The sequence below is a fragment of the Micromonospora sp. KLBMP9576 genome (assembly GCF_050941805.1).
In the GTDB taxonomy this organism is placed as follows: domain Bacteria; phylum Actinomycetota; class Actinomycetes; order Mycobacteriales; family Micromonosporaceae; genus Micromonospora.
Window position 1 is genome coordinate 2,787,575 of record NZ_CP194567.1, and the last position, 22,518, is coordinate 2,810,092.

General features: G+C 75.7%; 22 protein-coding genes and 1 pseudogene. 10 read left to right on the plus strand and 13 right to left on the minus strand.

What is annotated here, in order from left to right; all coding sequences use genetic code 11:
• Window positions 1-16: 16 nt before the first annotated feature.
• Window positions 17-1,288 (minus strand): serpin family protein, encoded by a 1,272-nt coding sequence (locus tag ACQ452_RS12420; RefSeq protein ID WP_433393285.1) that lies wholly within the window; start codon window positions 1,286-1,288, stop codon window positions 17-19.
• An 89-nt stretch (window positions 1,289-1,377) separates the two neighbouring features.
• Between ACQ452_RS12420 and ACQ452_RS12425 the strand changes: the two genes are divergently transcribed.
• A complete protein-coding gene (locus tag ACQ452_RS12425; protein ID WP_433393286.1) occupies window positions 1,378-2,025 on the plus strand; it encodes a hypothetical protein in 648 nt (215 codons plus the stop codon).
• 46 nt (window positions 2,026-2,071) lie between these two features.
• On the opposite strand, the gene ACQ452_RS12430 is transcribed toward ACQ452_RS12425, so the two are convergent.
• Together ACQ452_RS12430 and ACQ452_RS12435 are read right to left on the minus strand one after the other, a co-directional pair.
• Entirely contained in the window at window positions 2,072-2,947 is an 876-nt protein-coding gene (locus ACQ452_RS12430; RefSeq protein WP_433393288.1) for an alpha/beta fold hydrolase, read from the minus strand.
• A gap of 146 nt (window positions 2,948-3,093) precedes the next feature.
• Window positions 3,094-4,713 carry an ADP-ribosyltransferase domain-containing protein gene (locus tag ACQ452_RS12435; protein WP_433393290.1) on the minus strand — a complete coding sequence of 540 codons (1,620 nt, stop codon included), beginning with the start codon at window positions 4,711-4,713 and terminating at the stop codon, window positions 3,094-3,096.
• Between the two features lie 187 nt (window positions 4,714-4,900).
• Between ACQ452_RS12435 and ACQ452_RS12440 the strand changes: the two genes are divergently transcribed.
• Window positions 4,901-5,587: a macro domain-containing protein gene (locus ACQ452_RS12440; RefSeq protein ID WP_433393292.1), complete on the plus strand. Its 687-nt coding sequence runs from the start codon at window positions 4,901-4,903 to the stop codon at window positions 5,585-5,587.
• On the opposite strand, the gene prfH is transcribed toward ACQ452_RS12440, so the two are convergent.
• The 5 genes and pseudogenes from prfH to ACQ452_RS12465 form a co-directional block, all read right to left on the minus strand.
• Complete coding sequence (gene prfH, locus ACQ452_RS12445; RefSeq protein WP_433393294.1) at window positions 5,576-6,271, minus strand: peptide chain release factor H; 696 nt, start codon at window positions 6,269-6,271, stop codon at window positions 5,576-5,578. The genes ACQ452_RS12440 and prfH overlap by 12 nt on opposite strands.
• Entirely contained in the window at window positions 6,268-7,443 is a 1,176-nt protein-coding gene (locus tag ACQ452_RS12450; protein WP_433393296.1) for an RNA ligase RtcB family protein, read from the minus strand. Before ACQ452_RS12450 ends, prfH begins: the two co-directional genes overlap by 4 nt.
• A gap of 222 nt (window positions 7,444-7,665) precedes the next feature.
• On the minus strand, window positions 7,666-8,607 hold the full coding sequence (gene blaOXA, locus ACQ452_RS12455) for a class D beta-lactamase (RefSeq protein ID WP_433393298.1): 942 nt from the start codon (window positions 8,605-8,607) through the stop codon (window positions 7,666-7,668).
• A gap of 106 nt (window positions 8,608-8,713) precedes the next feature.
• Window positions 8,714-9,394: a hypothetical protein gene (locus ACQ452_RS12460; protein ID WP_433393300.1), complete on the minus strand. Its 681-nt coding sequence runs from the start codon at window positions 9,392-9,394 to the stop codon at window positions 8,714-8,716.
• A gap of 8 nt (window positions 9,395-9,402) precedes the next feature.
• A pseudogene (locus tag ACQ452_RS12465) lies at window positions 9,403-9,561 on the minus strand (DUF4291 family protein); the annotation flags it as partial.
• 88 nt (window positions 9,562-9,649) lie between these two features.
• On the opposite strand from ACQ452_RS12465, the gene ACQ452_RS12470 reads away from it, so the two are divergent.
• A complete protein-coding gene (locus ACQ452_RS12470; protein ID WP_433393302.1) occupies window positions 9,650-10,132 on the plus strand; it encodes a type II toxin-antitoxin system PemK/MazF family toxin in 483 nt (160 codons plus the stop codon).
• Between the two features lie 3 nt (window positions 10,133-10,135).
• Here ACQ452_RS12470 and ACQ452_RS12475 read toward each other — a convergent pair whose 3' ends face one another.
• Together ACQ452_RS12475 and ACQ452_RS12480 are read right to left on the minus strand one after the other, a co-directional pair.
• Window positions 10,136-10,786: a flavodoxin family protein gene (locus ACQ452_RS12475; protein WP_433393304.1), complete on the minus strand. Its 651-nt coding sequence runs from the start codon at window positions 10,784-10,786 to the stop codon at window positions 10,136-10,138.
• An 85-nt stretch (window positions 10,787-10,871) separates the two neighbouring features.
• Window positions 10,872-11,522: a GGDEF domain-containing protein gene (locus ACQ452_RS12480; protein WP_433393306.1), complete on the minus strand. Its 651-nt coding sequence runs from the start codon at window positions 11,520-11,522 to the stop codon at window positions 10,872-10,874.
• A 263-nt stretch (window positions 11,523-11,785) separates the two neighbouring features.
• Here ACQ452_RS12480 and ACQ452_RS12485 point away from each other — a divergent pair, with 263 nt between their 5' ends.
• The 6 genes from ACQ452_RS12485 (at window position 11,786) to ACQ452_RS12510 (ending at window position 16,911) form a co-directional block, all read left to right on the plus strand.
• Window positions 11,786-12,025, plus strand: coding sequence for a DUF397 domain-containing protein (locus tag ACQ452_RS12485; RefSeq protein WP_433393308.1), 240 nt, complete (start codon window positions 11,786-11,788; stop codon window positions 12,023-12,025).
• Window positions 12,026-12,181: 156 nt separating this feature from the next.
• Window positions 12,182-13,063 (plus strand): helix-turn-helix domain-containing protein, encoded by an 882-nt coding sequence (locus ACQ452_RS12490; protein WP_433394118.1) that lies wholly within the window; start codon window positions 12,182-12,184, stop codon window positions 13,061-13,063.
• Between the two features lie 107 nt (window positions 13,064-13,170).
• Window positions 13,171-14,019, plus strand: coding sequence for an SAM-dependent methyltransferase (locus ACQ452_RS12495; protein WP_433393310.1), 849 nt, complete (start codon window positions 13,171-13,173; stop codon window positions 14,017-14,019).
• Window positions 14,020-14,112: 93 nt separating this feature from the next.
• Complete coding sequence (locus ACQ452_RS12500; RefSeq protein WP_433393312.1) at window positions 14,113-14,949, plus strand: substrate-binding domain-containing protein; 837 nt, start codon at window positions 14,113-14,115, stop codon at window positions 14,947-14,949.
• A gap of 2 nt (window positions 14,950-14,951) precedes the next feature.
• The gene (locus ACQ452_RS12505; protein WP_433393314.1) at window positions 14,952-15,155 is read left to right on the plus strand and encodes a hypothetical protein; all 204 of its coding nucleotides are present in this window, start codon (window positions 14,952-14,954) and stop codon (window positions 15,153-15,155) included.
• 169 nt (window positions 15,156-15,324) lie between these two features.
• The gene (locus ACQ452_RS12510) at window positions 15,325-16,911 is read left to right on the plus strand and encodes a protein kinase domain-containing protein (protein WP_433393316.1); all 1,587 of its coding nucleotides are present in this window, start codon (window positions 15,325-15,327) and stop codon (window positions 16,909-16,911) included.
• Window positions 16,912-16,918: 7 nt separating this feature from the next.
• Here the strand turns inward: ACQ452_RS12510 and ACQ452_RS12515 are convergent, their stop codons facing one another.
• The 3 genes from ACQ452_RS12515 to ACQ452_RS12525 form a co-directional block, all read right to left on the minus strand.
• On the minus strand, window positions 16,919-17,746 hold the full coding sequence (locus ACQ452_RS12515; RefSeq protein WP_433393318.1) for an MOSC domain-containing protein: 828 nt from the start codon (window positions 17,744-17,746) through the stop codon (window positions 16,919-16,921).
• On the minus strand, window positions 17,743-17,967 hold the full coding sequence (locus tag ACQ452_RS12520) for a hypothetical protein (protein ID WP_433393320.1): 225 nt from the start codon (window positions 17,965-17,967) through the stop codon (window positions 17,743-17,745). The genes ACQ452_RS12515 and ACQ452_RS12520 overlap by 4 nt, the downstream gene beginning before the upstream one ends.
• A gap of 108 nt (window positions 17,968-18,075) precedes the next feature.
• Complete coding sequence (locus tag ACQ452_RS12525) at window positions 18,076-18,954, minus strand: alpha/beta fold hydrolase (protein WP_433393322.1); 879 nt, start codon at window positions 18,952-18,954, stop codon at window positions 18,076-18,078.
• A 147-nt stretch (window positions 18,955-19,101) separates the two neighbouring features.
• Between ACQ452_RS12525 and ACQ452_RS12530 the strand changes: the two genes are divergently transcribed.
• The gene (locus ACQ452_RS12530) at window positions 19,102-22,482 is read left to right on the plus strand and encodes a BTAD domain-containing putative transcriptional regulator (protein ID WP_433393324.1); all 3,381 of its coding nucleotides are present in this window, start codon (window positions 19,102-19,104) and stop codon (window positions 22,480-22,482) included.
• Window positions 22,483-22,518 lie beyond the last annotated feature (36 nt).

The window sequence follows — 22,518 nt, forward strand, 5'->3', positions numbered from 1 at the left end:
GGCGGCGCCTCCACGGTCAGCCGATGTCGCGGCGGCCCGCCACGTCGGCCTCCGGCAGCTCCTCCGGCTCGGCGACCCAGGCGGAGAAGACCGGCATCCCGTGCCACGGGCCGGGCACGTCGCCGCCGCCCCGGCTGTCGGTGGCGACCGCCACCACGGCGTACGGGTGGCCGAAGCGCAGTTCGGCGATCCGGGCCACCCCCGGCGGGGGCAGGCTGACCGCGGCGTGCAGGACGGTGACGGCGGCCGCCTCGAAGCCGTACCGGCCGTAGCGGGCCATCGCTTGCTGGACCGCCTCGAACCCCAGTTCCGGCGAGCCCAGCAGCTCCCCGAACGCCTCCGCGGCGGCGGCGAAGCCCAGCCCACGCCCCATCAGATCGTGCCGGCTGCCGGCCGACCAGCAGGGCAGCACGGCCGTCAACCGCTCCTCCCGGCCGTCCGGCGCGTCCGTGAAGATGTGCTCCTCGCGCAGCGTCCACAGCGGGCTCTCGCCCAGCGGGATGCGGAAGAGGGACCGCCGCCGCGTCGGCAGGTCCCGCTCCGGCGCGTCGGCGGCGGCCGTCGCCACCTCGTGGGCCGCCGCGAGGACATACCCGGCGGGCACGTCGGGCGCGGCGGCGACGGAGACCACCAGCAGCCCGGCCCCGCGGTCGGTCACCGCCGGACGGGCGGGGGCGGCGTGCACGGCGACGGTGCCGGCCCATTCGGTGTCCGCGATCCAGCACCGGTGGTTGTGCTCCGGGCTGCGCAACACCCGGCGCAGCCCGCCGGCCCACGGGCTGCCCGACCCGAGTGCGTCGGCCGACGCCACCCGGAACGGCTCCGCCCAGGAGACCCGGGTGGCCAGCGCGTTCGCGAGGATCAGCAGCGTCTGCGGCGCGACCGCGATCGGGAACTCCTTGATGAGACCGAGCGTGTGCTCGCGGGCCCACGCGTCGAGCTCGGCCTGCTCCGGCAGCGGCCCGGTGGTGGTCGACCCGGGCAGAGCCGCCAGCCACCTGTCGAGCCGGGCGGTGCGGCTGCCGGGTTGCCGCTGCCAGAACGCGGTCGCCGCGCGCACCAGCGGATGCGGCTGCGCCAGCAGGGCGTGGGTGGCCTTCGCGGCGGTCGCCGCGTCGGTGCCGAGCGCCTTCTCCATGGCCGCCCGGGTCGGGCCGGTGGCGGCCGGCGCGGCGAGCGCCAGCAGCAACCACGCGCCCAGCGGGGAGGCGACGTGGTGGCTGTCGCCGATCGCGGCGTGCAGGCGGTCGGCGTACTGGGCCACGGCAGCGCTGATGTCGGTCGTCACCGGTCCACTGTGCCCGGCCCGGGCAACCTCGCCGCAGCGACGCCGGGCGGGCCACGGTGATCGCGACGGGGTGTGCCATCGTCGTGGCCATGCCAGGCATTCCCGTACCGCCCTTCGCCGGCCAGGACGACGCGCGCCGCTTCCACCAGCTGCTGATGCTGCACCTGTCGCAGCTCAAACGGCCGGGCGAGGCGGTCGGCGTGCACCAGTTCCTGCTCGGCCAGGCGCTCACGCCACACCGACCGGGCCGCGACGAGCCGGTGACGTGCGTCGAGTGCGAACGCGCCTATCCGTGCGCCACGATCCTGCGGGTGGCGCTCGTCAGCCGGTTCGACGTCGGCTGGAGCCCGATCGGGCTGTTCCGTCTGCTGTGCGGCATCCGCAGTTGGGGAGAGCGCAGTTGGATCTCCAGCTGGCAGCACGTCGAGGTGGGCGAGGGGCGGTTCGCCTGGCAGACGGAGCCGAGGTTCACCGCCGTACGCCGGCCCGACGGCGGGTGGGTCGTCACCGCCAGCGAGCGCGGTGTGTCGCAGGTGCGGGCCGAGCCGGCCGACGACCGCGGGATGGTCGAATTCCTGGCCGACCACGTGCAGCAGTTCCCGTTCCCGTTCGGCTGGCAGGTGCCCGGGGAGTTTCCGGCACTGGTGACGGACGGGGCCCGCGCCGCGGCGCGGTGGTGGTCGACGCACGGCCGCCGGCCGTACCTGTCGGCGCACGACGAGGACGGCAGTTGGTGACCCTTCCGCGACCGCGGGGTCGCCCCCCACCAGCGACGACGGCGGGTCAGGCGTGCACGCGTCCGAGGAAGTCCCGCACGAGGCGCACCACCTCCTCCAGGTGCGTCTCCAGCAGCCAGGGCCCGCGGTCGAGCAGGTGCAGTTCCGCGTCGGGCAGGTCCCGCAGGTAGGCACGCGCCGCGCCCTCGGGCATGTAGCCGTCGTGCGGCCCCCAGACGATGAGCGTCGGCGGCCGGTGCCGGCGCAGGTACTCCTGCTGGCGGGGGAACCAGGCGAGGGTGCTGCCCTGGTCGGCGAGGAGCCGGACCAGGGCAGCACGTCGGGGTGGATCCAGCAGGGCCGCCGAGAGCCGCCACAGGTCCGGGCTCACCCGGTCGAGGAGCCGGTCGGGCAGTTCACCGAGGAACTCGGTGCGGAAGCCCGCCTCGTCGACGGCGGCGGCGAGGCGGTCACGGCCCTCGTCGGTGGGGTGGCTCCAGAACCTCTTGAGCGGCTCGTACTTGGGGCCGTGCTGGTCCGCGTAGATGTCGCCGTTCTGGATGACGAGCCCGGCCACCCGCTGCGGGGCGGCCATCGCCAGGCGCAGCCCGAACTGGCTGCCGTAGTCCTGGAGGTAGATGACGTAGCGGCTCAGCGCCAGCGTCTCGGTGAAGCGCCGGAGCACCTGGGCGTAGGCGTCGAAGGTGTACGCGAACCGGCGGGGATCGGGCGTGTCGCTGTAGCCGAAGCCGGGGTGGTCGGGCGCGATCGCCCGCCACCGGTCACCGAGAGCGGGCAGGAGATCGCGGAACTGGAACGACGACGACGGGTAGCCGTGCGGCAGCAGCACCACCGGCGCGTCCGGCGGCCCCGCCTCCCGGTAGAAGATCGTGACCCCGTCGACCTCGACGGTCCTGTGGTGCACGGGCGGGTGGGCCACCATGTGTCTCCTGACCGGCCACGGAACGGGTGGGCCCCTCGACCGCGCCAGAAAGGCCCCCGTACCGGGTGCTGTTCGGTCCTGTTCGATCCGGTCGGGCGTGCTGCCGGCGCTGCGGCGCCACGCCCGACCCGGGTCCGGTAGTCCGCTCACGCCACCTGGCGTTGCTCGGCCAGTTCGGTCAGCCTGACGGTGCACAGCCCGCCGCGTTCCGTCCGCACGTCGGTCACCGTGAGCTGCGTGCCCGGGGCCAGGATGACCTCCTCCTCCCCCGTGAACGCGGAGAACCGGCGGATGCCCACCGCCCGCACGGGCCGCACCTCGAACAGGGTCCGCTTGCCGCGCCCGCCGAGGAACGCCCGGGCCACGCCGAACTCCGACGTGCACGACGAGACGCCCCACCACGTCACGGTGCCGCCCAGCGGGTACTGCGCCCGCAGGTCCAGCGACACCCCGCGCCACAGCGGCTCGGTGCGGGCCGGCAGCCGCGACACGGCCGAGAACAGCAGCCGCAGGTATGCCAGGTAGGGCACGATCCGACTGCGGTCGGGGTCGCGCAGGGTGGCGTTGATCCGCCGGTAGAACGCCGACTCGCAGGTGTAGAGGTAGAGGGCCGCGACCTCGCTGGCGCTGAGGCCGTCGGCCCCGCCGTCGGCCTGCTTCTCGCCGAAGCGGTACGACTGCTCGACGTGCCGGTCGAGCCCCGCGAGCAGCCTGACCACCGGGGCGACGGCCGCGCGGAAGTCCATGAGCGGGGTGTCGAACACGCCGGTGATGGCGGGCAGGGCGAGCCCCTCGTCCTTGACGCTGGCCAGCCGCTCGAGGTAGAGCTTGTGCAGCTCCATGGTGGAGGTGATGAACGCCCCCATGCGCTCGGCCGTGGCCGCGTCCGTGCCGCCGGCGTGCGCCGCCGAACTGCTCCACCCCCTGCGGGGCAGCCAGTCGATCTCGTCGGCGCCGAGCCTCCGGAGTGCCTCGTTCACGTCGGCGAAGTGGTTGCCGTCGCAGAAGATGTCGCCCTGCGCCGCCGGGTTGGGGTGGTCGATGTGGCGGACCTCCACGCCCGGGTATCTCTTCTCGAGCCGGAGCACGACCCGCTTGAGGCTGCGCGCGTGCGCGCCCCACCACGCGAACACCACGCCCCGGTCCTGCTCGTCGGCGGCGTGCTGCTTGGCCTTGAGGATCTCCTCGACCAGGGTCTCGACGACCGGCCGCCAGAACGCGGTGTGCCGGTCGGTGGCCAGCGCCCCGTCGCCGCTGGCGGTGAGCGCCGCGTTCAGCAGCAGCACGCCCTGGGTGAGCATCGCCTGGAACCACTCCGGTGGCTGCACGGTGTCGTGCTCACGCAGCAGGGCGCGGACGTCGGCGATCGGCGTCTTCTTGGCGATGCCGTGCTTCCACATCGCGGCCGCCTTGATGATGCAGCGGATGCTGACGACCCTGCCGAACTGGCTGTCGTCCCAGCGGTGGAACGTGTTGTCGAACATCGCGATGCCGGTGGCGCTCTCGGTGCGCGGGTACGGGTTCTGCCCGAAGACGACGACCTTCCACTTCTGCGGCGGGTTCGGCTTGAGCGCCTGGAACGTCAGCTCCCGCACCGGCACGACCATCGGGCTGCGGCCCGGGCCGATGAAGGTTGCGGCGTCCGGTTGCGCCTCGATGACCGGTTTCATCAGTGGCAGCCACGGCTCGCCGCCACCGGTGAAGAGGTCGGCGAGGGCCAGCGGGTCCTTCGGGTCGGGCACGGCGGGGGCGGTGGTGTCGCTCATCGAGGGCTCCGAGGTGGCGGATCGTACCGCTTCGACGGCACGGTTGATCAATGCGCGGTGATTGTGCCGGCCGGGGCCGACAGTCCCGACCCCGGAGACGGCGGCGGCGTAGCGCCGCAGAGAGTTGTCGGTGGGCCGCGCTAGCGTCATCCACATCGGAGCCAGCCCTGCCCCCCGGGAGTGAACAATGACCATGGACCGCGAGAAGCCGCTGCTCAGGGTGGTGCTGACCGACGTCAACGCGGAGGTGGTGCGGGCGTGGCGTGCGGCGTTCGCCGACACCCCCGAGGTCGAGATCCACAAGGGTTCGATCCTGACCCGGCACGCCGACGCCTGGGTCAGCCCGACCAACTCCCGGGGCCGGATGGACGGCGGCGTCGACGCGGTCATCAAGCGGCACCTCGGCGCGGGCATCCAACTGCGGGTCCAGCGGGCGATCCGCGACCAGTTCGGCGGGTCCCTGCCGGTGGGCAGCGCCGTGTGTGTGCCGTCCGGGGCGGTCAACCCGACGTTTCTGATCTCGACCCCGACCATGGAGCAGTCGGCGCAGAACGTCAGCGAGACGCTGAACGTGGCGCTGGCGTGCGCCGCCGCGTTCCAGGCCGTCCACGCCCAGAACGCGCGGCAACCGGGCAGCATCTCGTCGGTGGCGCTGGTCGGCCTGGGCGCGGCGACGGGCCGGGTGCCGGCGCGGGTCTGCGCCAACCTCATGTGGACCGGCTACACGCTCTTCAACGACTATCGCTTCCACGACTACGACGACCTGCGCGAGACCATCCGGGGGCAGCTCGACGACATCGGCAGCCGCCCCGAGGAGGAGCGGGTGCGGGTGGCGGTGCCGGCGACCCCCGGCCCGCGTCGCTCACGGGGCTGACCTGCCCCTGCGGGGGACGGTCTGGCCCGGGGCTCGGCGCCTGCGCCGCGTCGGGGCCGGTTCCTGCCCCGCCGGTTCCGGGCGTTCGACGCGGACGGGGTCGCCGCGCACCAGCTCGTCGTGCACGCGCCAGCGGGCGGTGACGAGGGCCCGCTGCGCGCTCTCGTCGCCACGGGCGATGCGCTCGCGCAGCAGTCGCAGGGCGAGGCGCCGGTTGAGGCCGAACTGCCGTTCGGTGTCGACCACGACGACGAGGCCGGAGGGACGGTGGGTGGCCCGCACCGCCGTGCTGGCCTTGTTGCGGTGCTGACCGCCGGGGCCGCCGGTACGGCAGGCCACGATGTCGACGTCGGCCTGCGCGAACGTCGTGGCGGGGCTGTCGAGCTGGCACGGGTGGGCGACGACATACCAGTTCTTCCGGCCGGTGCCCGCCCGGTAGGGGCTCGGGGCCCGCCAGCACAGGGTGCCGGTCCACGAGGCGGCGAACGCCACGGCGTCGCTGCCGGCGATCCGGAGCAGGACCGACCGGTAGGTGTCGGGCCGTTCGGCGGGCACGGTCTCGACCCGGTGCGTCGTCAGGCCCCGGCGGGCGGCGTCGTCCTCCAGGCGGCGCAGCAGCCGGGCCAGCGCCCAGGCGCACTCCTGCGGGCCGCGCCCCGCCGACAGCAGCAGGTGCTGGCTCACTGCCGGCCCCGCCTGCGTCGGTCGTCGCGGCGCTCCGCACGGGCGGCGGGCCCGGCGTCGGGCGTCTTGTAGGTGACCAGGGGGACCGTGGTGACCACGGGCGTGGCCAGGCCGTGCTCGACCAGGTCCGTGATCACCTGCTCGATGCGCTTGTAGGCGGTGGGCGCCTCCTCGAAGAGCAGTTGACGGTCGCCGCACACCACCAACGACCCCACGGGGGTGCGCCGCAGCTCCTCGACGGTGTGCTTGGCCCGGCCGCGGCGCAGGGCGTCGGCGCGGGACATCTTGCGGCCCGCACCGTGCGCCACCGAGTGGTTGGCCTCGGGGCCGGCGTGGGCGGCCACGAGGTAGGAGGGGGTGCCCCGGGTGCCGGCGACGAGCACGTCGCGGCCGTCGCCCGGTGCCGCGCCCTTGCGGTGCAGGTAGATCCCGTCGCGGACCTCGACCAGGTTGTGGCACTGGTCGACGACGGGCTCGGGGGGCTCGGCCCCCAGGGCGAGGGCGACCCGGGCGGCCAGCAGCCGCCGGTTGAGCGAACCCCACCGCACGGCCTCGTCGTGTGCCGCCAGGTAGGCGGCCGGATCGGGGGCGCGGCCCGCGCCGTGGGACTCGGTGTGCGCCCGCAGGATCCGCTCGCCCAGCCCCCGGGAACCGGAGTGGACGACGAGCACCAGGTCGCCGACGGCGAGCCCCAGCCGGCTCGCGTGACCCGCCTCGAAGACGGTTCCGACGCGGGCCAACTCGACGAAGTGGTTGCCCCGACCGACCGTGGCGAGACCCTCGACGTGACCGGCGGGGATGTCGCCCGCCACGACGGCCCAGGCGGGGTCGTCGGCGTCCCGCTCGGGATCGAGTGGGCGGTCGAGGTCGGGGAACCGGGCGGCGAGCCGCTCCGGCACGGCGCGCTTGAGCCGGATGGGGAACACGGCGATGCCGCAGCCGATGTCGGAGCCCACCAGGAACGGATACAGCACGCGCGACGCCATGGCGGCGCCGATGGGGGCGCCCTTGCCCGGGTGCAGGTCCGGCATCGCGGCGACGTGGATCATGCCGTCGAGGGCGGCGACCTGCCGGCACTGCGCGAGGGCGTCGGATTCGATCCAACTCGCGGGGGAGGCGAACAGGCTGACGGTGGCGGGGGCGGATTGCGGCGGGGACAGCTGTGTGGACACGGACGCTCGCTTCTCGCGAAGACGGGAGTGGACGGGCGGCAGCACGACACCGGTCGGTCCCGGGTGTCGCTGCGCGACGAGGATGCTGTCCGTCAGAACGTCATGGGCGACAGCATGGCGAAGCCGACCGGGCGGGACAAGCGGTTATCGGCCCTCACCGGACCCGGGCACCCGCCGGCCGGCGGCGTGCGCGGCCATCGGCTCCTGCGCCCGGGGCGGTGATCACGTGGCGGGCAGGGCTCCGAGGCGGCGCAGCAGCTCCCGGCCCAGCGGCAGGCGCTTGTCGGCGTCGCCGTCCGCGCGGATGTCGACGTTGAGTGCGAAGCAGTACAGCCGGTCGCCGCGCTCGACCCAGCCGACCCACCAGCCGGTGTCCGGGTCAGTGGCGTCGGTCAGGCCGGTCTTGCCGTAGAGGGCGTACCCGTCGGTGCGCTCCAGGCGCAGGATGTCCCGGACGGTGCCCTGGTGGCCCCGGTCGGCCGGCAGGTCGCCCCGGGCCAGCCGGGCCAGCCACCGCACCTGCTCGTCGGCCGATATCTCCAGCGGCCCGTCCAACCAGAACCGGTCCACGGCCGCGCCGACCTGACCGTTGCCGTAGCCGAGCCGGCGCAGCCACTCCCGTTCCCGGTCCGGCCCGATGCGGCGGGCCAGCTCCTGGAACACCGGCACGTTGGAGACCCGGACCGCGTCGCGCAACCCCATGTCCTGTTCCCAGGCGGCGACGCGCTGCGGCTGGCCGCCGTACGGGACCTTCTCCTGCTCGTCGCGGACCACGCCGGTCTCCAGCGCGATCAGGCTGTGCGGGATCTTGAACGTCGAGGCGGGGACGAACCGGCGTTCGGCCCGTTCCCGGTCGACCATGACGACGCGCTCGGCCGTCACGTCGTACAGCACGAAGGTGCCCCGCAGGCCGGCCTGCCGGAACACTCCCGCCAGCTCGTCGCGGACCTGCACGGTGGGCGTGCGGGCCGGGGCCGGGGTGGTGGTGGCGGCGGTGGCGGACGCGACGCCAGCCGGCGGGGGATCCGGGCGTCCGCCCTCGCCGCAGCCGGCCGCCCCGGCCAGCAGGAGCAGGGCGGCCGTCGCCGCGCCCGCGACCCGCCGCCGCAGCCGGGCGGACGCCGTCCGCGTCGCGGTCGGGCCCCGGCGCACCTCGAGGTTCATCTGCCACCGCCTCCGTCCGTGCCGGTCACGACGCCTGAGTAGAACACGGGTCGGCGGGTACGGGTCGCCCCGGCGCGAACGCCTCCCGGGCCCTTCGCCGGCCGGCTCACGCGACCGGCCCCGTCACCTGGAGGTGCCGGTCCAGGCTCGCGACCAGGTCGGTGGCCGCGGCGGGTACGACGTCGTCGGCCCAGCTGCGCAGCGCCCGCAGGAACCCGGCCAGGTCGGCCCGGACGCCGTCGAGGAGGCCGGTTAGCTCGTCGAGGTCGGTGTCCACCCAGGAGCTGCCCTCCTCGTCCGCCCACACCCGTAGCGTCCCGTCCGGGCGGGGCTCCGCCCAGGGGGTGGGATCGTGGCCCAGGTCCAGCAGGGCCCCCGCCCGGAGCCCGTACCACTCGCGCCAGTCCTCCACCCCGTTGCAGCACCCCGGCTCCACCCGGGCCCCCGTGCCCGGATCGCTGAGCCGCAGGCCGCCGGGCACCAGCAGCGCGCCGGGCTCCGGGCCGGCCGCCACCACCGGCCGCACGGCGGTCAGCGGATCGGTCCCGCCGGGCCACGTCGTGCGCTCGTCGAGGTGGTTGTACGCCGCGATCCGCGCCACGGCGGTGCCCACCTCGGGCGCGCTCAGGGCGCCGGAGAGGACCAGCCACCCCTCGACGTCGGTCACCGGCCAGAGGGTGAAGTCGCCGAGGGGCGCCACCTCGAGCACCGGTTGGAGCACCGGCGGGTGGCGGGCGGCGTCGCGGTGCGGCACGGCACGTCCCCCGGAGGCGCGGGGGCCGGTCACGGTGCCGTCATCCAGCGGAAGGACGTTTTGATCCGCGTCATCCGGTCCCGCTTGAAGGGCGGCACGAAGCGGCCCGCGGGGCGGGCGACGTCCGCCGGGTACGCCTGGTGCACGGTGACGGTGTCGGCGGTGTACCGGGCGCGGGCCCGGCGCAGGGGAACCGGCATGACGCCGATCCTGACGGATCGCCCCCACCCCGGTCCACCGGATTGTCCCCACCGGGATCGACGGCGCGGCGGGGGATAGGCTGCCGGCGTGGCAGGTCTTCTCAGGAGTGTGGCGGCCCGGATCGGCGGCGTCATCCCGTCGCCGCGCCGGCCCCGGCCCGGCGCGGCGCGCCCAGCCCGGCCCCGCCAGGTGGCCGCGTTGCAGCGCCGGCAGTTGGCGTACGCCCCGGAGCTCGACGGGCACGCCGACCCGGGCGAGATCGTCTGGACCTGGGTGCCGTACGAGGACGACCCGCGTCAGGGCAAGGACCGTCCGGTGCTGGTGGTGGGCCGGCACAGCCGGACCCTGTACGCGCTGATGCTCTCCAGCCAGGGCGAGCGCGACGGCCAGCGGCACTGGTTCGCCCTCGGGCCGGGCGAGTGGGACCGGGACGACCGGCCGAGCTGGGTGCGGCTGGACCGGGTCCTGACCATGCGGGAGGACGGCATCCGCCGGGAGGGCGCGGTGCTGGACCGGGCCCGGTTCGACCGGGTGGGGCAGGCGCTGCGCGCCGGCTACGGCTGGCGCTGAGCGTCAGGCCGGCTCGCGGCTCGGGCCGACCGCGGCGGAACGGGCGTCGGGCGGGGGGTACGGCTGCTCGGCCAGCAGCCGCGCCAGGTGCGCGCTGTTGAGCGCCAGCGCCTTCGTGGTGCGGCCCGTGGTGTCGGGTTTTGGGCGTACGTCGAGGTAGTCGACCGTGTGCAGCGCCTCACCGACCCAGTAGGTGGCGCCGGCCGCGGGGCAGGTGAACCCCACCTCGTTGAGGGCCTGCTGCACCTCGGCGATGGTGTGGTGCGCGCCGTCCTCGTTGCCGACGACCGCGACCGCGCCCACCTTGCCGTAGGTGAGCAGCCGCCCCTCGGCGTCGGTCTCGGAGAGTTCGGCGTCGAGCCGTTCGAGGACCATCTTGCACACGGCGGACGGCTGGCCGAGCCAGATCGGCGTGGCGATGACGAGGATCTGCGCGGCCATCAGCGTGGACCGGATGGCCGGCCAGCCGTCGCCGTCGCCCTCGTCGACGGAGACCCCGAAGCGCACGTCGTGGTCGACGACCCGGACCAGCTCGCCGTCGACGCCCTGTCCGGCGAGGGCGTCGAGCACCTCGCGCCCGAGCGTCTCGGCGCTCGACGGTGCGGGGGACCGCTTGAGGGTGCAGTTCAGGACCAGGGCCCGGATGCTGGGCACGGCGGTTCCCCTCTCGGCGGGCGCGACGCTGACCCGAGCGGCATACCCGGCGAGCGGCGCGGGACACGTGCACCGCGTGGCGGGCTCAGCACTCGGCCAGGTGGGGGGTGTCGACGAGTTGCCGGCGCGGGCGGGCCACCCCGAGGCTCTTGGCCTGGTACATCGCGGCGTCGGCCCGGTCGAGCGCCTCGGTGAGCTGTCCCGGCCCGGTGACGGGGGCGAGCCCGACGGAGGCGGTCACCCGGACGCTGCGACCGCCCAGCGGGATCGGCGCGGCGAGGCTGTCGCAGAGCCGCCGGGTGGCGTGCTCGATCCACCGCCGGTCGATCGTCGGGCTGGTCAGCAGCCCGGCGAACTCGTCGCCGCCGAGGCGGGCGACCAGGTTGTCGCCGGCGAAGGCGGCGAGCCGTTGGGCGACGTTGACCAGCACATGGTCGCCGGCGGCGTGCCCGTAGCGGTCGTTGATCTGCTTGAAGTCGTCGAGGTCGAGCACCACGGCGACCAGCGGCTGACCGGCGGCGTCGGTGAGCAGCGCGGCGGCCAGCCGGTGGAAGGCGCGGCGGTTGGGCAGGCCGGTGAGGGGGTCGTGGCTGGCGGCGTGCCGCTCGGCGGCGAGTTCGGCCTGGAGTTGCCTGATCTCGACCTCGGCCTCGATCGCGCGGCGTCGTAGCTGCCAGGTGGTGACGAGGGCCCCGGCGGCACAGACGCCGGACGCGATGGCCAACGGATCCGGCACGCGACCTCCCATCAGCACGATGTCTCCGGCCGTCGCGCGCGATGGTCAGCGGCCCGTGCCGGGTCCTGTCTGCCCTGGCGGCAGCCCAGGTCCAGGTGACGCAGAGTGATCGGATGGGTACCGATCATCTGGGCTATCATGCTCGCTGTCCGATGCAGATGCAATAGCAGATGCACGTGCAGGAAGCCCGTTCGTCGATGCCGTACGACCCCGCACCGAATCCACTGTCCGGCGTCGACGGGGCTCGCGAGAGAAAGACGCCCATGCAACAGCCCCCGAACGGCGTTCCGATCACCCAGCTCCCCCCGCTCGACTGGCAGAAGAGTCGCCGGAGCAACCCCAGCGGCAACTGCGTCGAGCTGGCCGAACTTCCCGGGGGCGCCGGCATAGCCATGCGCAACTCCCGGCACCCGGACGGGCCGGCGCTGATCTACACGGTGGACGAGATCGCCGCCTTCGTGCTGGGCGCCCGCGACGGGGACTTCGACGACCTGATCTCCTGAGCGTCCGGCCGGCAGCCGGCGGGCGTCCCCGTCGGGCGGCGGCGATCACCCACGCCGAGGGCGTTCACCTCACTCACGGTTCATGGCATGCTTACTCGTCGGCCGCGCGGGGGCATCCGGTCGGCACTAACCGGCGTGTGGAGGTCGGCAGTGACGATGGGTCCCGCCGAGGGCGGTTCGACGGCCGGCCCGACCGTGCTGCGCATGCTGCTCGGTGCCCAGTTGCGCCGGTTGCGCGAGTCCAGCGCGGTGACCCGGGAGGGCGCCGGTTGGGAGATCCGCGCCTCCGAGTCGAAGATCAGCCGGATGGAGCTGGGTCGGGTCGGCTTCAAGGAGCGCGACGTCGCGGACCTGCTCACCCTCTACGGCGTCAGCGCGCGCGAGGAGCGCGAGGCGCTGCTCAAGCTCGCCCGCGACGCCAACAGCCCCGGCTGGTGGCACCGTTACGGCGACGTGCTGCCGAACTGGTTCCAGTCGTACCTCGGCCTGGAGGCCGCGGCCGTACGCATCCGCAGCTACGAGGTCCAGTTCGTGCCCGGCCTGCTGCAAACCCGTGACTACGCCCGCGCCGTGGTGCTGCTCGGGCACGGGCAGGCGGCGCCGGCGGAGATCGAACGTCGGGTCGCGTTGCGGATGCAGCGCCAGCGGTTGCTGCACCGCGAGAGCCCGCCGCAGCTCTGGGCGGTGGTGGACGAGGCCGCGCTGCGCCGGCCGATCGGGGGCGCGCGGGTGATGCGCGAGCAGTTGTCGGCGCTGATCGAGTCGACCAAGGCGCCGAACATCCGGCTCCAGGTCATCCCGTTCGCCGCCGGCGGTCACGCCGCGGCGGGCGGCGCCTTCACCATCCTGCGCTTCGGCGACCGCGAGCTGCCCGACATCGTCTACATCGAGCAGTTGACCAGCGCCCTCTACCTCGACAAGCGCGACGACCTCGACCACTACGCGGTGGCGATGGAGCGGCTCTGCGTGGAGGCCGAGCCGCCGGAGCGTACGCCGGAGATCCTCGGCGGGATCCTGGACGGCCTGCACCCGGGGTGAGTTCGGCGGGGCCTCGCCCGGGTGACGATACGGCTACCATCATCGGCGACCGGTGACAGTGGACGGACGCCCCCGGTCGCGGGTGGCGCAGAGTCGTGGAGGCTGCCTTGACCACCGATGCCCCGGGTGCGACGACCGACCCCAACCCGCCGAGCGACCGCATCGACACCTCGGTGGCGCACCCCGCCCGCCGCTACAACTACTGGCTCGGCGGCAAGGACAACTTCCAGGCCGACCGGGATTCCGGTGACGCGGTGGCGGCGTCCTTCCCGACGATCCGGACGGCCGCCCTGGAGAACCGCCGCTTCCTCCGGCGGGCCGTGCGCCACCTCGCGCGGGAGGCGGGCATCCGCCAGTTCCTCGACATCGGCACCGGCATCCCGACCGCCGACAACACCCACGAGGTCGCCCAGGCGATCGCCCCGCAGTCGCGGGTGGTCTACGTCGACAACGACCCGATCGTGCTCGCGCACGCCCGGGCGTTGCTGACCAGTTCGCCCGAGGGCGCCACCGCCTACATCGACGCCGACCTGCGCGACCCGGAGCGGATCCTGCGCCATCCCGACCTGCTGCGCACCATCGACCTGTCCCAGCCGGTCGGGTTGATGCTGATCGCGATCCTGCACTTCGTCGCCGACGACGACGACCCGTACGCCCTGGTCGCCCGGCTGCTCGACGCGCTGCCGCCGGGCAGCTACCTGGCGGCCTCGCACGCCACCCACGACTACCTGCCCCCGCCCGTCGTGCAGGAGGCGAAGGCGGCGGCCCGGGGCGAGGGCCCGCACGGCCTGATCAACCTGCGCAGCCGGGCCGAGTTCGCCGAGTTCTTCGGTGGGCTGGAGCTGGTGGAGCCGGGCGTCACCTCGGTCGCCGAGTGGCGGGCCGAGGACGCCCCGCAGCCTCGCCCGTCGGCCGCCGAGGTCAGCATGTACGCGGCGGTGGCCCGCCGGGGCTGAGCGGCGCGACGGCGCGCTCGCCGGCCCCGACCCACCGCCCGGTCGCTGCGGCGCGGCTACGTCGGCGCCCTCGGGGTGCTCTTCGAATCGCAGATGTCCTACGCCTTCACCGACCCGTTCGCGGTCCGGTTCCTGGCCGGCGTCGCGCAGGCGGCCGAGCGGCACGGCACCAACCTGCTGCTCGTACCGCTGCCGCCCGGTGAGGCGGACGCCCGACGGGCGGTCGAGAACGCCGCCGTCGACGGGTTCTGCGTCTACTGCGTGGGCGACGAGGGCTGGCTCGTCGACGTGCTGCGCGAGCGTGGCCTGCCCGTCGTCACCACCGCTCCCCGCGATGACGCCGGCCCCGGCCCCGACGAACGCTACGTCGGCATCGACGAGCGGGCCGCCGCACGGGCCGCCGCCGCGCACGTGGCCGGCCTCGGCCACCGCCGCGTCGCCCTGCTCGGCGACGCCGTGCGCCCCGACGCGGCTCCGGGCGAGGTGCACCTCGCCGACGTGGCCGACGTCGCGCATCCCACGACCCGGGCCCGGCTCGCAGGGTTCGCCGACGCCTTCGCGGAGGTCGGCGTCGCGTGGTCCGAGCTGACCGTGCTCGCCGCCACCGACAACAGCCGGTCGGCCGGGGCCGCCGCCGTCGCCGCCACCGAACCGCCCACGGCGGTGCTGGCCTGCGCGGACGTGCTCGCCCTCGGCGTCCTCGACGCGATCGCCGACGCCGGCGGCCCGCCGATCTCGGTCACCGGCTTCGACGACATCGCCGAGGCCGCCACCGCCGGCCTCACCACCGTGCGGCAACCCGCCGAGGAGAAGGGGCGCACCGCCGCCCAACTCCTGCTCGACCCGCCCGCAGACCCGGCGGCCGGCCACGTTCTGCTGCCCACCACACTCGTCGTCCGGTCATCCACCGGACCCGCGCGAAGGAGCTGACCATGGAACAGCCCACCGGTTTCGTATCCGCCCTCGACGCGGTGACCCGCCACGTCAACTCCGCCCGCCCGGACGCCCCGGTCCGCCCGGATCGGCCCCACGCCGCGCCTCTCGCCCTCACCCGGCTGGCCGCCGCCAGCGTCCTGCGCCGGCTCGCCGACCGGATCCAGCCGTCGCCGGTGGCCCCGGTGCCCTGCTGCTCCTGACCGCCGCAGCTGCGCCGGTCGTCGCGGCCCGAACCCCGACCGCTGCGCCGGTCGTCGCGGCCCGAACCCCGACCGCTGCGCCGGTCGTCGCGGCCCGACCCGGCGACCGGCGCGCGACCGGGCACCGCGCACTGGTGGCCGCCGCGCCGGCAGGGCAGACTGAACGGCTATGTCGCCGTTCTCGCCCGACCTCCGGTTGGACGACCGCTACGTCCTGCGCGAGCGCATCGGCCTCGGCGGGATGTCCGAGGTGTGGCGCGCCGACGACGAGGTGCTGCGCCGCCCCGTCGCGGTCAAGGCCCTCACCCGGGAGTTCGCCACCGACCCGCAGCTGCGGGCCGCCATCCACCGCGAGGCGCGCGCCGCCGCGCGACTCACCCACCCGCACGTCACCCAGGTCTACGACTACGCCGAGGCGACCCTGGCCGGCGGGGCGGTCGTGCCGTACCTGGTGATGGAGCTGGTGCGGGGGCGTAACCTCGCCGACCGGCTCGCCGACGGCCCGCTGCCCTGGCCGCAGGCGGTACGGGTGGCCGGTCAGATCGCCGCCGCGCTCGCCGCCGCCCACCACCTCGGCGTGGTGCACCGCGACGTGAAACCCGGCAACGTCATGCTCACCGATACCGGCGCCAAGGTGCTCGACTTCGGCATCGCCGCGCTCGGCGGGCCGCGCCACCCGCTCGCCGGGCGGACCGGCGAGCCGCTGATGGGCACGCCCGCCTACTTCGCACCGGAGCGGATGCGACCCGGCCCGCCGAACCCGGCCAGCGACGTCTACGCCCTCGGGGCGGTGCTCTACCGCACCCTCACCGGCCGGGCCCCGCTGCCCGTACGGACGTGGCAGGACGCGCGGGAGGTGCACGCCGGGCCGGCGGCGGTGGCGCCCCCACGGGTCCCCGGGCTGCCGCCCGACGTCGCCGAGCTGACCCTGGCCTGCCTCGCCGTCGAGCCGGCGCACCGGCCCACCGCGGCGCACCTGGCCGCCCGCTTCGGCGCGGCCTCCGCGCCGGCCGAGCCGTCCACGGCCGTCCTGCCGACCCTGCCCGGCGGCGCGGCGTCGCATCACTCGACATCGCCCGGCGGCGCCCCGCATTCGCCGACCCCGGACACCACGGCGACGCACCCGCCGACCCTGGTCGATCGCGCGCTGTCGTCCCCGAACCGGGGCCCCTTCGGCACCGGGCGCGCGCGGGTGCCGCACCCCGTCCCGGTGGACGGGCCCCGCGCGGCGACCGACAGTCCCGGCCGGGGCCGGGGGACCGGGCGGGACAGGCCCGTCACCGCGCTCGTCGCGGTCGGCGTCGCGCTGCTCGTCGGGCTCGCCGGGGCGTTCGTCCTCGGCGACGGCAACGATCCGCCGCCGACAGCGGCGGCCACGGCAGGCCCGCCGGCTGCGACACCGACCCCGGCGAAGCCGACGCCCCGGCCGCCGAGCTCCGCGCCCCCGTCGGTGACCGCCCGGCCCGAACCGGTCGACCTGCGCCAGCTCGCCGCCGAGTTCATCGCCGTGCTCGCCTGGGCGCAGGCCCGCGGCGAGATCGACCGTAAGACGGTCGAGGGGCTGCGGGACAAGCTCGCCGACCTGAGCGAGGACAGGTCGAGGGACCGGGCGAAGCGGGTCGAGCAGCTACGCGAGCGCCTCGCCGACGAGGCCGAGGAGGGGAAGATCCCGCCCGACACGGCGGCCCGGCTCGACTCCCTGCTGGACCGCGTCGAGAAGGCGGCGCGGGGCCACGGCGACGGCGACGACGACTGAACGGCGCTCAGCCGATCTCGACCACGGCACCCGGTGCCACCCGGCCGCCCCGCAACACCTGCGCGTACGCGCCCACGCACGGCTGCGGGCCGAGCTGCGGCAGCGGCGCGACCCGGTTGAGCCGGGCGGGGACGCTCAGCGCCTGTGCCTGTGGCGGGAGCGGGCCGTGCGCCAGGGTCGGCACCGCGCAGCGCGGCGTCGGGGCCAGCACCCGCAGCACCAGATCCGGACCTATCCGCAGCTCGCGGCCGACCCAGCCGTTCTCGGCGAAGCCCTCCGCGTCGACGTCGAGCACCAGGTTGGGCCGGTAGCGGACCGCGTCGACGGCGGCGCCGGGCAACTCGGCCGACACCCGGGCGAGGGTGGCGGTGGTGACCAGGTGCACGGGGGCGAAGTCGAAGAAGGTGCCGGGCGCCGCCGCCCCGAGCGAGCTGACGTGGACCGGCACCTCGGCGGTGAGGCCGGCGGCCAGCACCGCGTCCGGGTCGGCCCGGTCCAGGGTCGCCCCGGCGGGCGGCCGGTCGATCAACGTCACCGGTATGTCGAGCACCCGGGACAACACGTCGTCGACGTCGGGGTCCACCGTGGACAGGGTGCGCCCGTCGGGCAACGTGATCCGCACCGGGGCGGGTGCCGCCCCGGCAGCGCGGAGCGTGAGCAGCCCGCGCCAGAGGCGGGGGTGCTTCGCGCTGGCCACCCGGCCGGTGTCGCGGTGCCGCAGGGCCAGCCGCCGGTCGCCCGCGATCCCGGCCGGGCCGACGTCGGCGGCGGGCAGCCGCTCGCCCAGCATCGACTTCACCGGGTAGCGCCACAACTGCGCCAGCCGGCCGGTCACGAGTCGCCCCGGGCCGCGAAGTGGCCGCCGAGGACCCCGACGAGCGCCTCGTCCAGCACCGTCGGCGCCTCGAGCAGCGCCGCCAGCGCCCGCCTCGGCCCGAAGCACCGGGACCGGCCGGCGGCCTCGGCCAGGACGACGGCGGGCCCGGCGCCGAGACGCTTGTGGACGATGGTGCCGTCCGCCGAGCGGACCGTGCCCCCTGTCGGTTGCCTTCGCACGTCGCCCCTCCTCGCCCGCCGATCGGGGACACTCTAGGCGAGCGGTCCGACACCCCGGCCGGCCCGCGTCGGCCGGGCTGCGGGGCCACCGAGCCCCGGCCGGCGCGGCTACCGGGCCAGCAGGGCGCGCAGGGCCCCGACGACCTCGGTGGGTGCCTCCTCGGCCATGAAGTGACCGCAGGAGACGGTCCGGTGCTCCAGGTCCGGCGCCCAGGCCCGCCACAGCCCGGCCGCGTCGTAGCCGAGCGCGGCGCCCCAGTCCTGCTGCAACACGCTGACCGGCATCCGCAGCGTGGTGCCGGCCGCCCGGTCGGCCCGGTCGTGCTCGATGTCGATGCCCGCCGTGGCCCGGTAGTCGGCGACGATGGAGACGACTGACTCCCGCGACGCCCGCAGGTACGCGGCCCGCACCTCCGCGGGGATGGCCTGCGGGTCGCGGGTCCAGGCGTCGAGGAAGTGGCCGAAGAAGGCGTCCGGGTTGCCCCCGATGAGCTGCTCGGGCAGGCCGGGCGGCTGGGCCATCAGGTAGAGGTGGAAGCCGACGGCGGCGCTGACGCCGCGCATGACGTCCCACGTGTCGAGGGTCGGCAGCACGTCGAGCGCGGCGAGGTGGGTGACCGCCCGGGGGTGGTCCAGGCCGGCGCGCACGGCGACCAGCGCGCCGCGGTCGTGCCCGACGAGGGCGAACCGGTCGTGGCCCAGCGCCCGGGCGAGCGCGACGACGTCGGCGGCCATGGTCCGCTTCGAGTACGCGGTCCCGTCGGGGTCGGCGGGCTTGTCGCTGTCGCCGTAGCCCCGCAGGTCGGGGCAGATCACGGTGTGCCCGGCGGCGAGGTCGGTGGCGACGTGCCGCCACATGAGGTGGGTCTGCGGGAAGCCGTGCAGCAGCACGACCGGGCTGCCGCTGCCGGCGACGGCCGCGCTGAGCGTCACGCCGTCGGCGACGGTGACGCGCCGGTAGTCGAATCCGCTGATCGTCGGGCTCATGGGTGGGCCTTTCCAGGGTGCGGTGGGGTGGTCGAGGGGGACCACGTCGTGTGGCACCGAGCGTGCCCGGCGGCGATCAGCACCCGGTCAGCAACGGATGAGCGACCGCGCGGCGCCCACCGGTGGGGACCTGCCTAGATTGGTGCCATGACCAGGCGACCTGGGGCGGGAGCGGTGACCTTCGTCGTGCTCGGCCCGGTGGGCGCGGTCGACGACGCGGGCCCCGTCGCGCTGAAGGGGCCGCGCCACCGGGCCGTACTGGCCCGACTGCTGGTCGCCCGGGGCCGGGTCGTGCCGGTCGACCGGCTCGTCGACGACCTGTGGGAGACGCCCTCGGAGGGCGCGGTGGGGGCGATCCGGACGTTCGTCGCCGACCTGCGCCGCAGCCTGGAACCGGAGCGGCCGCCCCGGGCGCCGGCCCGCCTGCTGGTGACCGCCCCGCCCGGCTACGCGCTGCGCGCGGCACCGGAGGCGGTGGACGCCTGGCGGTTCGAAGCGGCGCTCGGCGAGGCGGGTGGACTGCTCGCGGCGGGCGACGCCGCGGTCGCGCTGGAGCGCCTGGACGACGTGCTCGCCCTGTGGCGTGGCCCCGCGTACGCGCAGTTCGCCGGCGAGCCCTGGGCCCGCGCGGAGATCGACCGGCTCGACGAGTTGCGGATGCTGGCCGTGGAGCGGCGGGCGGAGGCGTTGCTGGCCCTCGGCCGGTCCGCCGAGGCGGCTTCCGGACTGCGGGCACACACCGCCGGCCAGCCGCTGCGCGAGGAGGCCTGGCAACTGCTGGCCACGGCCCTGTACCGCTCGGGCCGCCAGGGCGAGGCCCTGGCCGCGCTGCGGCAGGCCCGCGACGCCCTGGTCACCGAGCTCGGCGTGGACCCGGGCCCCCGGCTGCGTCGGCTGGAGGCCGACATCCTCGCCCAGGCCCCGGAGCTGATCCCGCCACCGTCCGCCGCCGCTACGTCCGCCGCCGGCACGCCCGCTGCCGGTGCCGACGCGGCCGTGGGCCGGCGCGACGCGCCCCCGCCCGTGCGGGCCGCAGCGGTGGCCGCGCGCGACGAGCGCCCCTTCGTCGGGCGTGACGGGGAGCTGACCGCCCTGCGGCGGGCCGCCGCCCACGTCGCCCGGCACGGCACGCCCACGCTCGCCCTCGTCTCGGGTGAGCCGGGCGCGGGCAAGACCGCCCTCGTCGACGCCCTCGCCCGGGAGCTGGCCGTCGCCGGCTGGACGACCGCGTGGGGCCGCAGCCCCGAGTACGAGGGCGCCCCGGTCGCCTGGCCGTGGGCCCAGATCACCGCCGCGCTCACCCCCGCTCCCGACGTCCTGCTGCCGCAGCCCGACGGCATACGGTCGGCGCCCGGCATACGACCGGTGCCCGGTGTCGCGGGCCGGGGGGAGGACCCGGCGGTGGCCCGGTTCCGGCAGCGCCGCGCCGCCGCCGCGCTGGTCTCGGCGGCGGCCGAGCGGGGACCGGTGCTGCTCGTCGTCGACGATCTGCACCGCGCCGACGCCGACACCCTGGACCTGTTGGCCGCCCTGGTCGGGGAGCCCGAGCCGGTGACGGGGCCGGTGCTGGTCGTCGGCACGTACCGCACGGCGGAGATCACCGCGGAGCTGGCCGCCGCGCTGGCCCGGATGGCCCGGGTCGAGCCGGCCCGGGTCCACCTGGGCGGCCTGGACGCTGCGGCGACCGGAGACCTGGCCCGGGCCGTCGCCCGACAGGCGGGCGCGCGGCAGGAGCTTGACCCGACCGTCGTACGCCTGATCCACCGGCGCAGCGGCGGGAACCCGTTCTTCGTCCGGGAACTGGCGCGGCTGCTCGCCAGCGGGGACGACGCCGCCGCGCACGAGGTCCCGGCGGGCGTACGCGACGTCATCCGCCACCGGCTGACCCGGCTGCCGGAGGAGGCGCGGACCCTGCTGCGGCGGGCCGCCGTGCTCGGCCGGGACGTCGACGCGGACGTGCTGACCGCGCTGGCCGGCGACGCCACGTCGGTGCTCGACGACCTGGATCTCGCCCTGGCAGCCGGTTTCCTCACCGAGCACGGCAGTGAGCGGCGACTGCGGTTCACCCACATCCTGGTGCGCGACACCCTCTACGGCGACCTGTCCGCGCCACGCCGGGCCCGATGGCACGCCGCCGCCGGCGAGGCGATCGAGCGGCTGTACCCGGGGGACGTCACCGCCCTCGCCCACCACTTCGCCCTCGCGGCGACCCCCGCCACCGCGCCGCGCGCCGCCCGCTACGCCGGCATGGCCGCCGAGCGGGCCGAGCGGCGCTTCCAGCCGCACGAGGCGGCGCGGCTGTGGCGACTGGCGGTCGACGCCCACGACCGGGCGGGCGGCGGCGACGTACGCGCACGGCTGGACGCGGTCATGGGGCTGGGCCGGGCACTCGCCGTCACCGGCCATCTCGACGAGGCGCGACGCCTGCGCGCCACGGCCATCGACACCGCCGCCGGGCTCGACGACCCCACCCTCACCGTGGGCGTCCTCACCGCCTTCGACGTCCCGGCCGTGTGGACCCGCAACGACGACGAAGGCCTCTCCCACCAGGTCGTCCTGGCCGCCGAGCGGACGCTGGCCGCACTCGGCGACGACGAGCCGGAACGACGCAGCAGGCTGCTGAGCACCCTCGCCGTCGAACTGCGCGGCACCACCACCGACCGTGGTCGCCGGGCCGCGGCCGAGGCGGAGACGATCGCCCGGAGACTGGCGCACCCGGCGTTGCTCGCCCACGCGCTCAACGCCCGCTTCCTGCACACCTTCGGCCGGGCCGGTCTCGCCCACGAGCGCGCCCGCGTCGGCGCCGAACTGGTGGAGCTGGCCGGCCGGCACGGGCTGGTGAGCTTCGAGGTCCTCGGCCACCTCGTCCTCCTCCAGGCGCGCTGCGCGCTGGCCGATCTTGGGGCGGCGGACGCGCACGCGACCGCCGCGCAACGCCTCGCCGAGCGGTACGACCTGCCGCTGGTGGGCGTCTTCACCCGCTGGTACGCCGCCCTGCGGCTGGCGGTCGGCGGGTGCCCGGCCGAGGCGGCGGACGCCTACCGGGCGGCCCAGGTCCCGCTCGCCGACAGCGGGATGCCCGGCATGGAGCGGGGTCTGCTCGCGCTGGCGTTGCTGTCGCTGCGGCTCTGCGGGCCGGGGCGGGGGGCCACGACCGGGACCGGCGGGGACCTCGGCCCGTACGAGCCCTGGGTGCGCCCCCTGGTCCTGCTCGCCGCCGGTCGTCGCGACGAGGCCGCCGCCGCGTTGCGGGCCCTCCCGGAGTCGCCGCACGACCTGCTGCGCGAGGCCCGGCTCTGCCTCGCCGCGCGTGCCGCCCTCGCCCTCGACGACCAGGTCACGATGCGATGGGTGTACGCCGGACTCGTCCCCGCCGCCGACGAGCTGGCGGGGGCCGGCAGCGGCGTGCTGACCCTCGGCCCGGTGGCTCGGTACCTCGCCGACCTGGCGGACGGGCTGGGTCGCCCCGACGAGGCCGCCACGCACCGCCGCAGCGCCGACGCGGTCGCCGCGCGGGCCGCCCACTAGGACCTTCCACCCCGCTGGCCTCCGCACCCAGGCGCG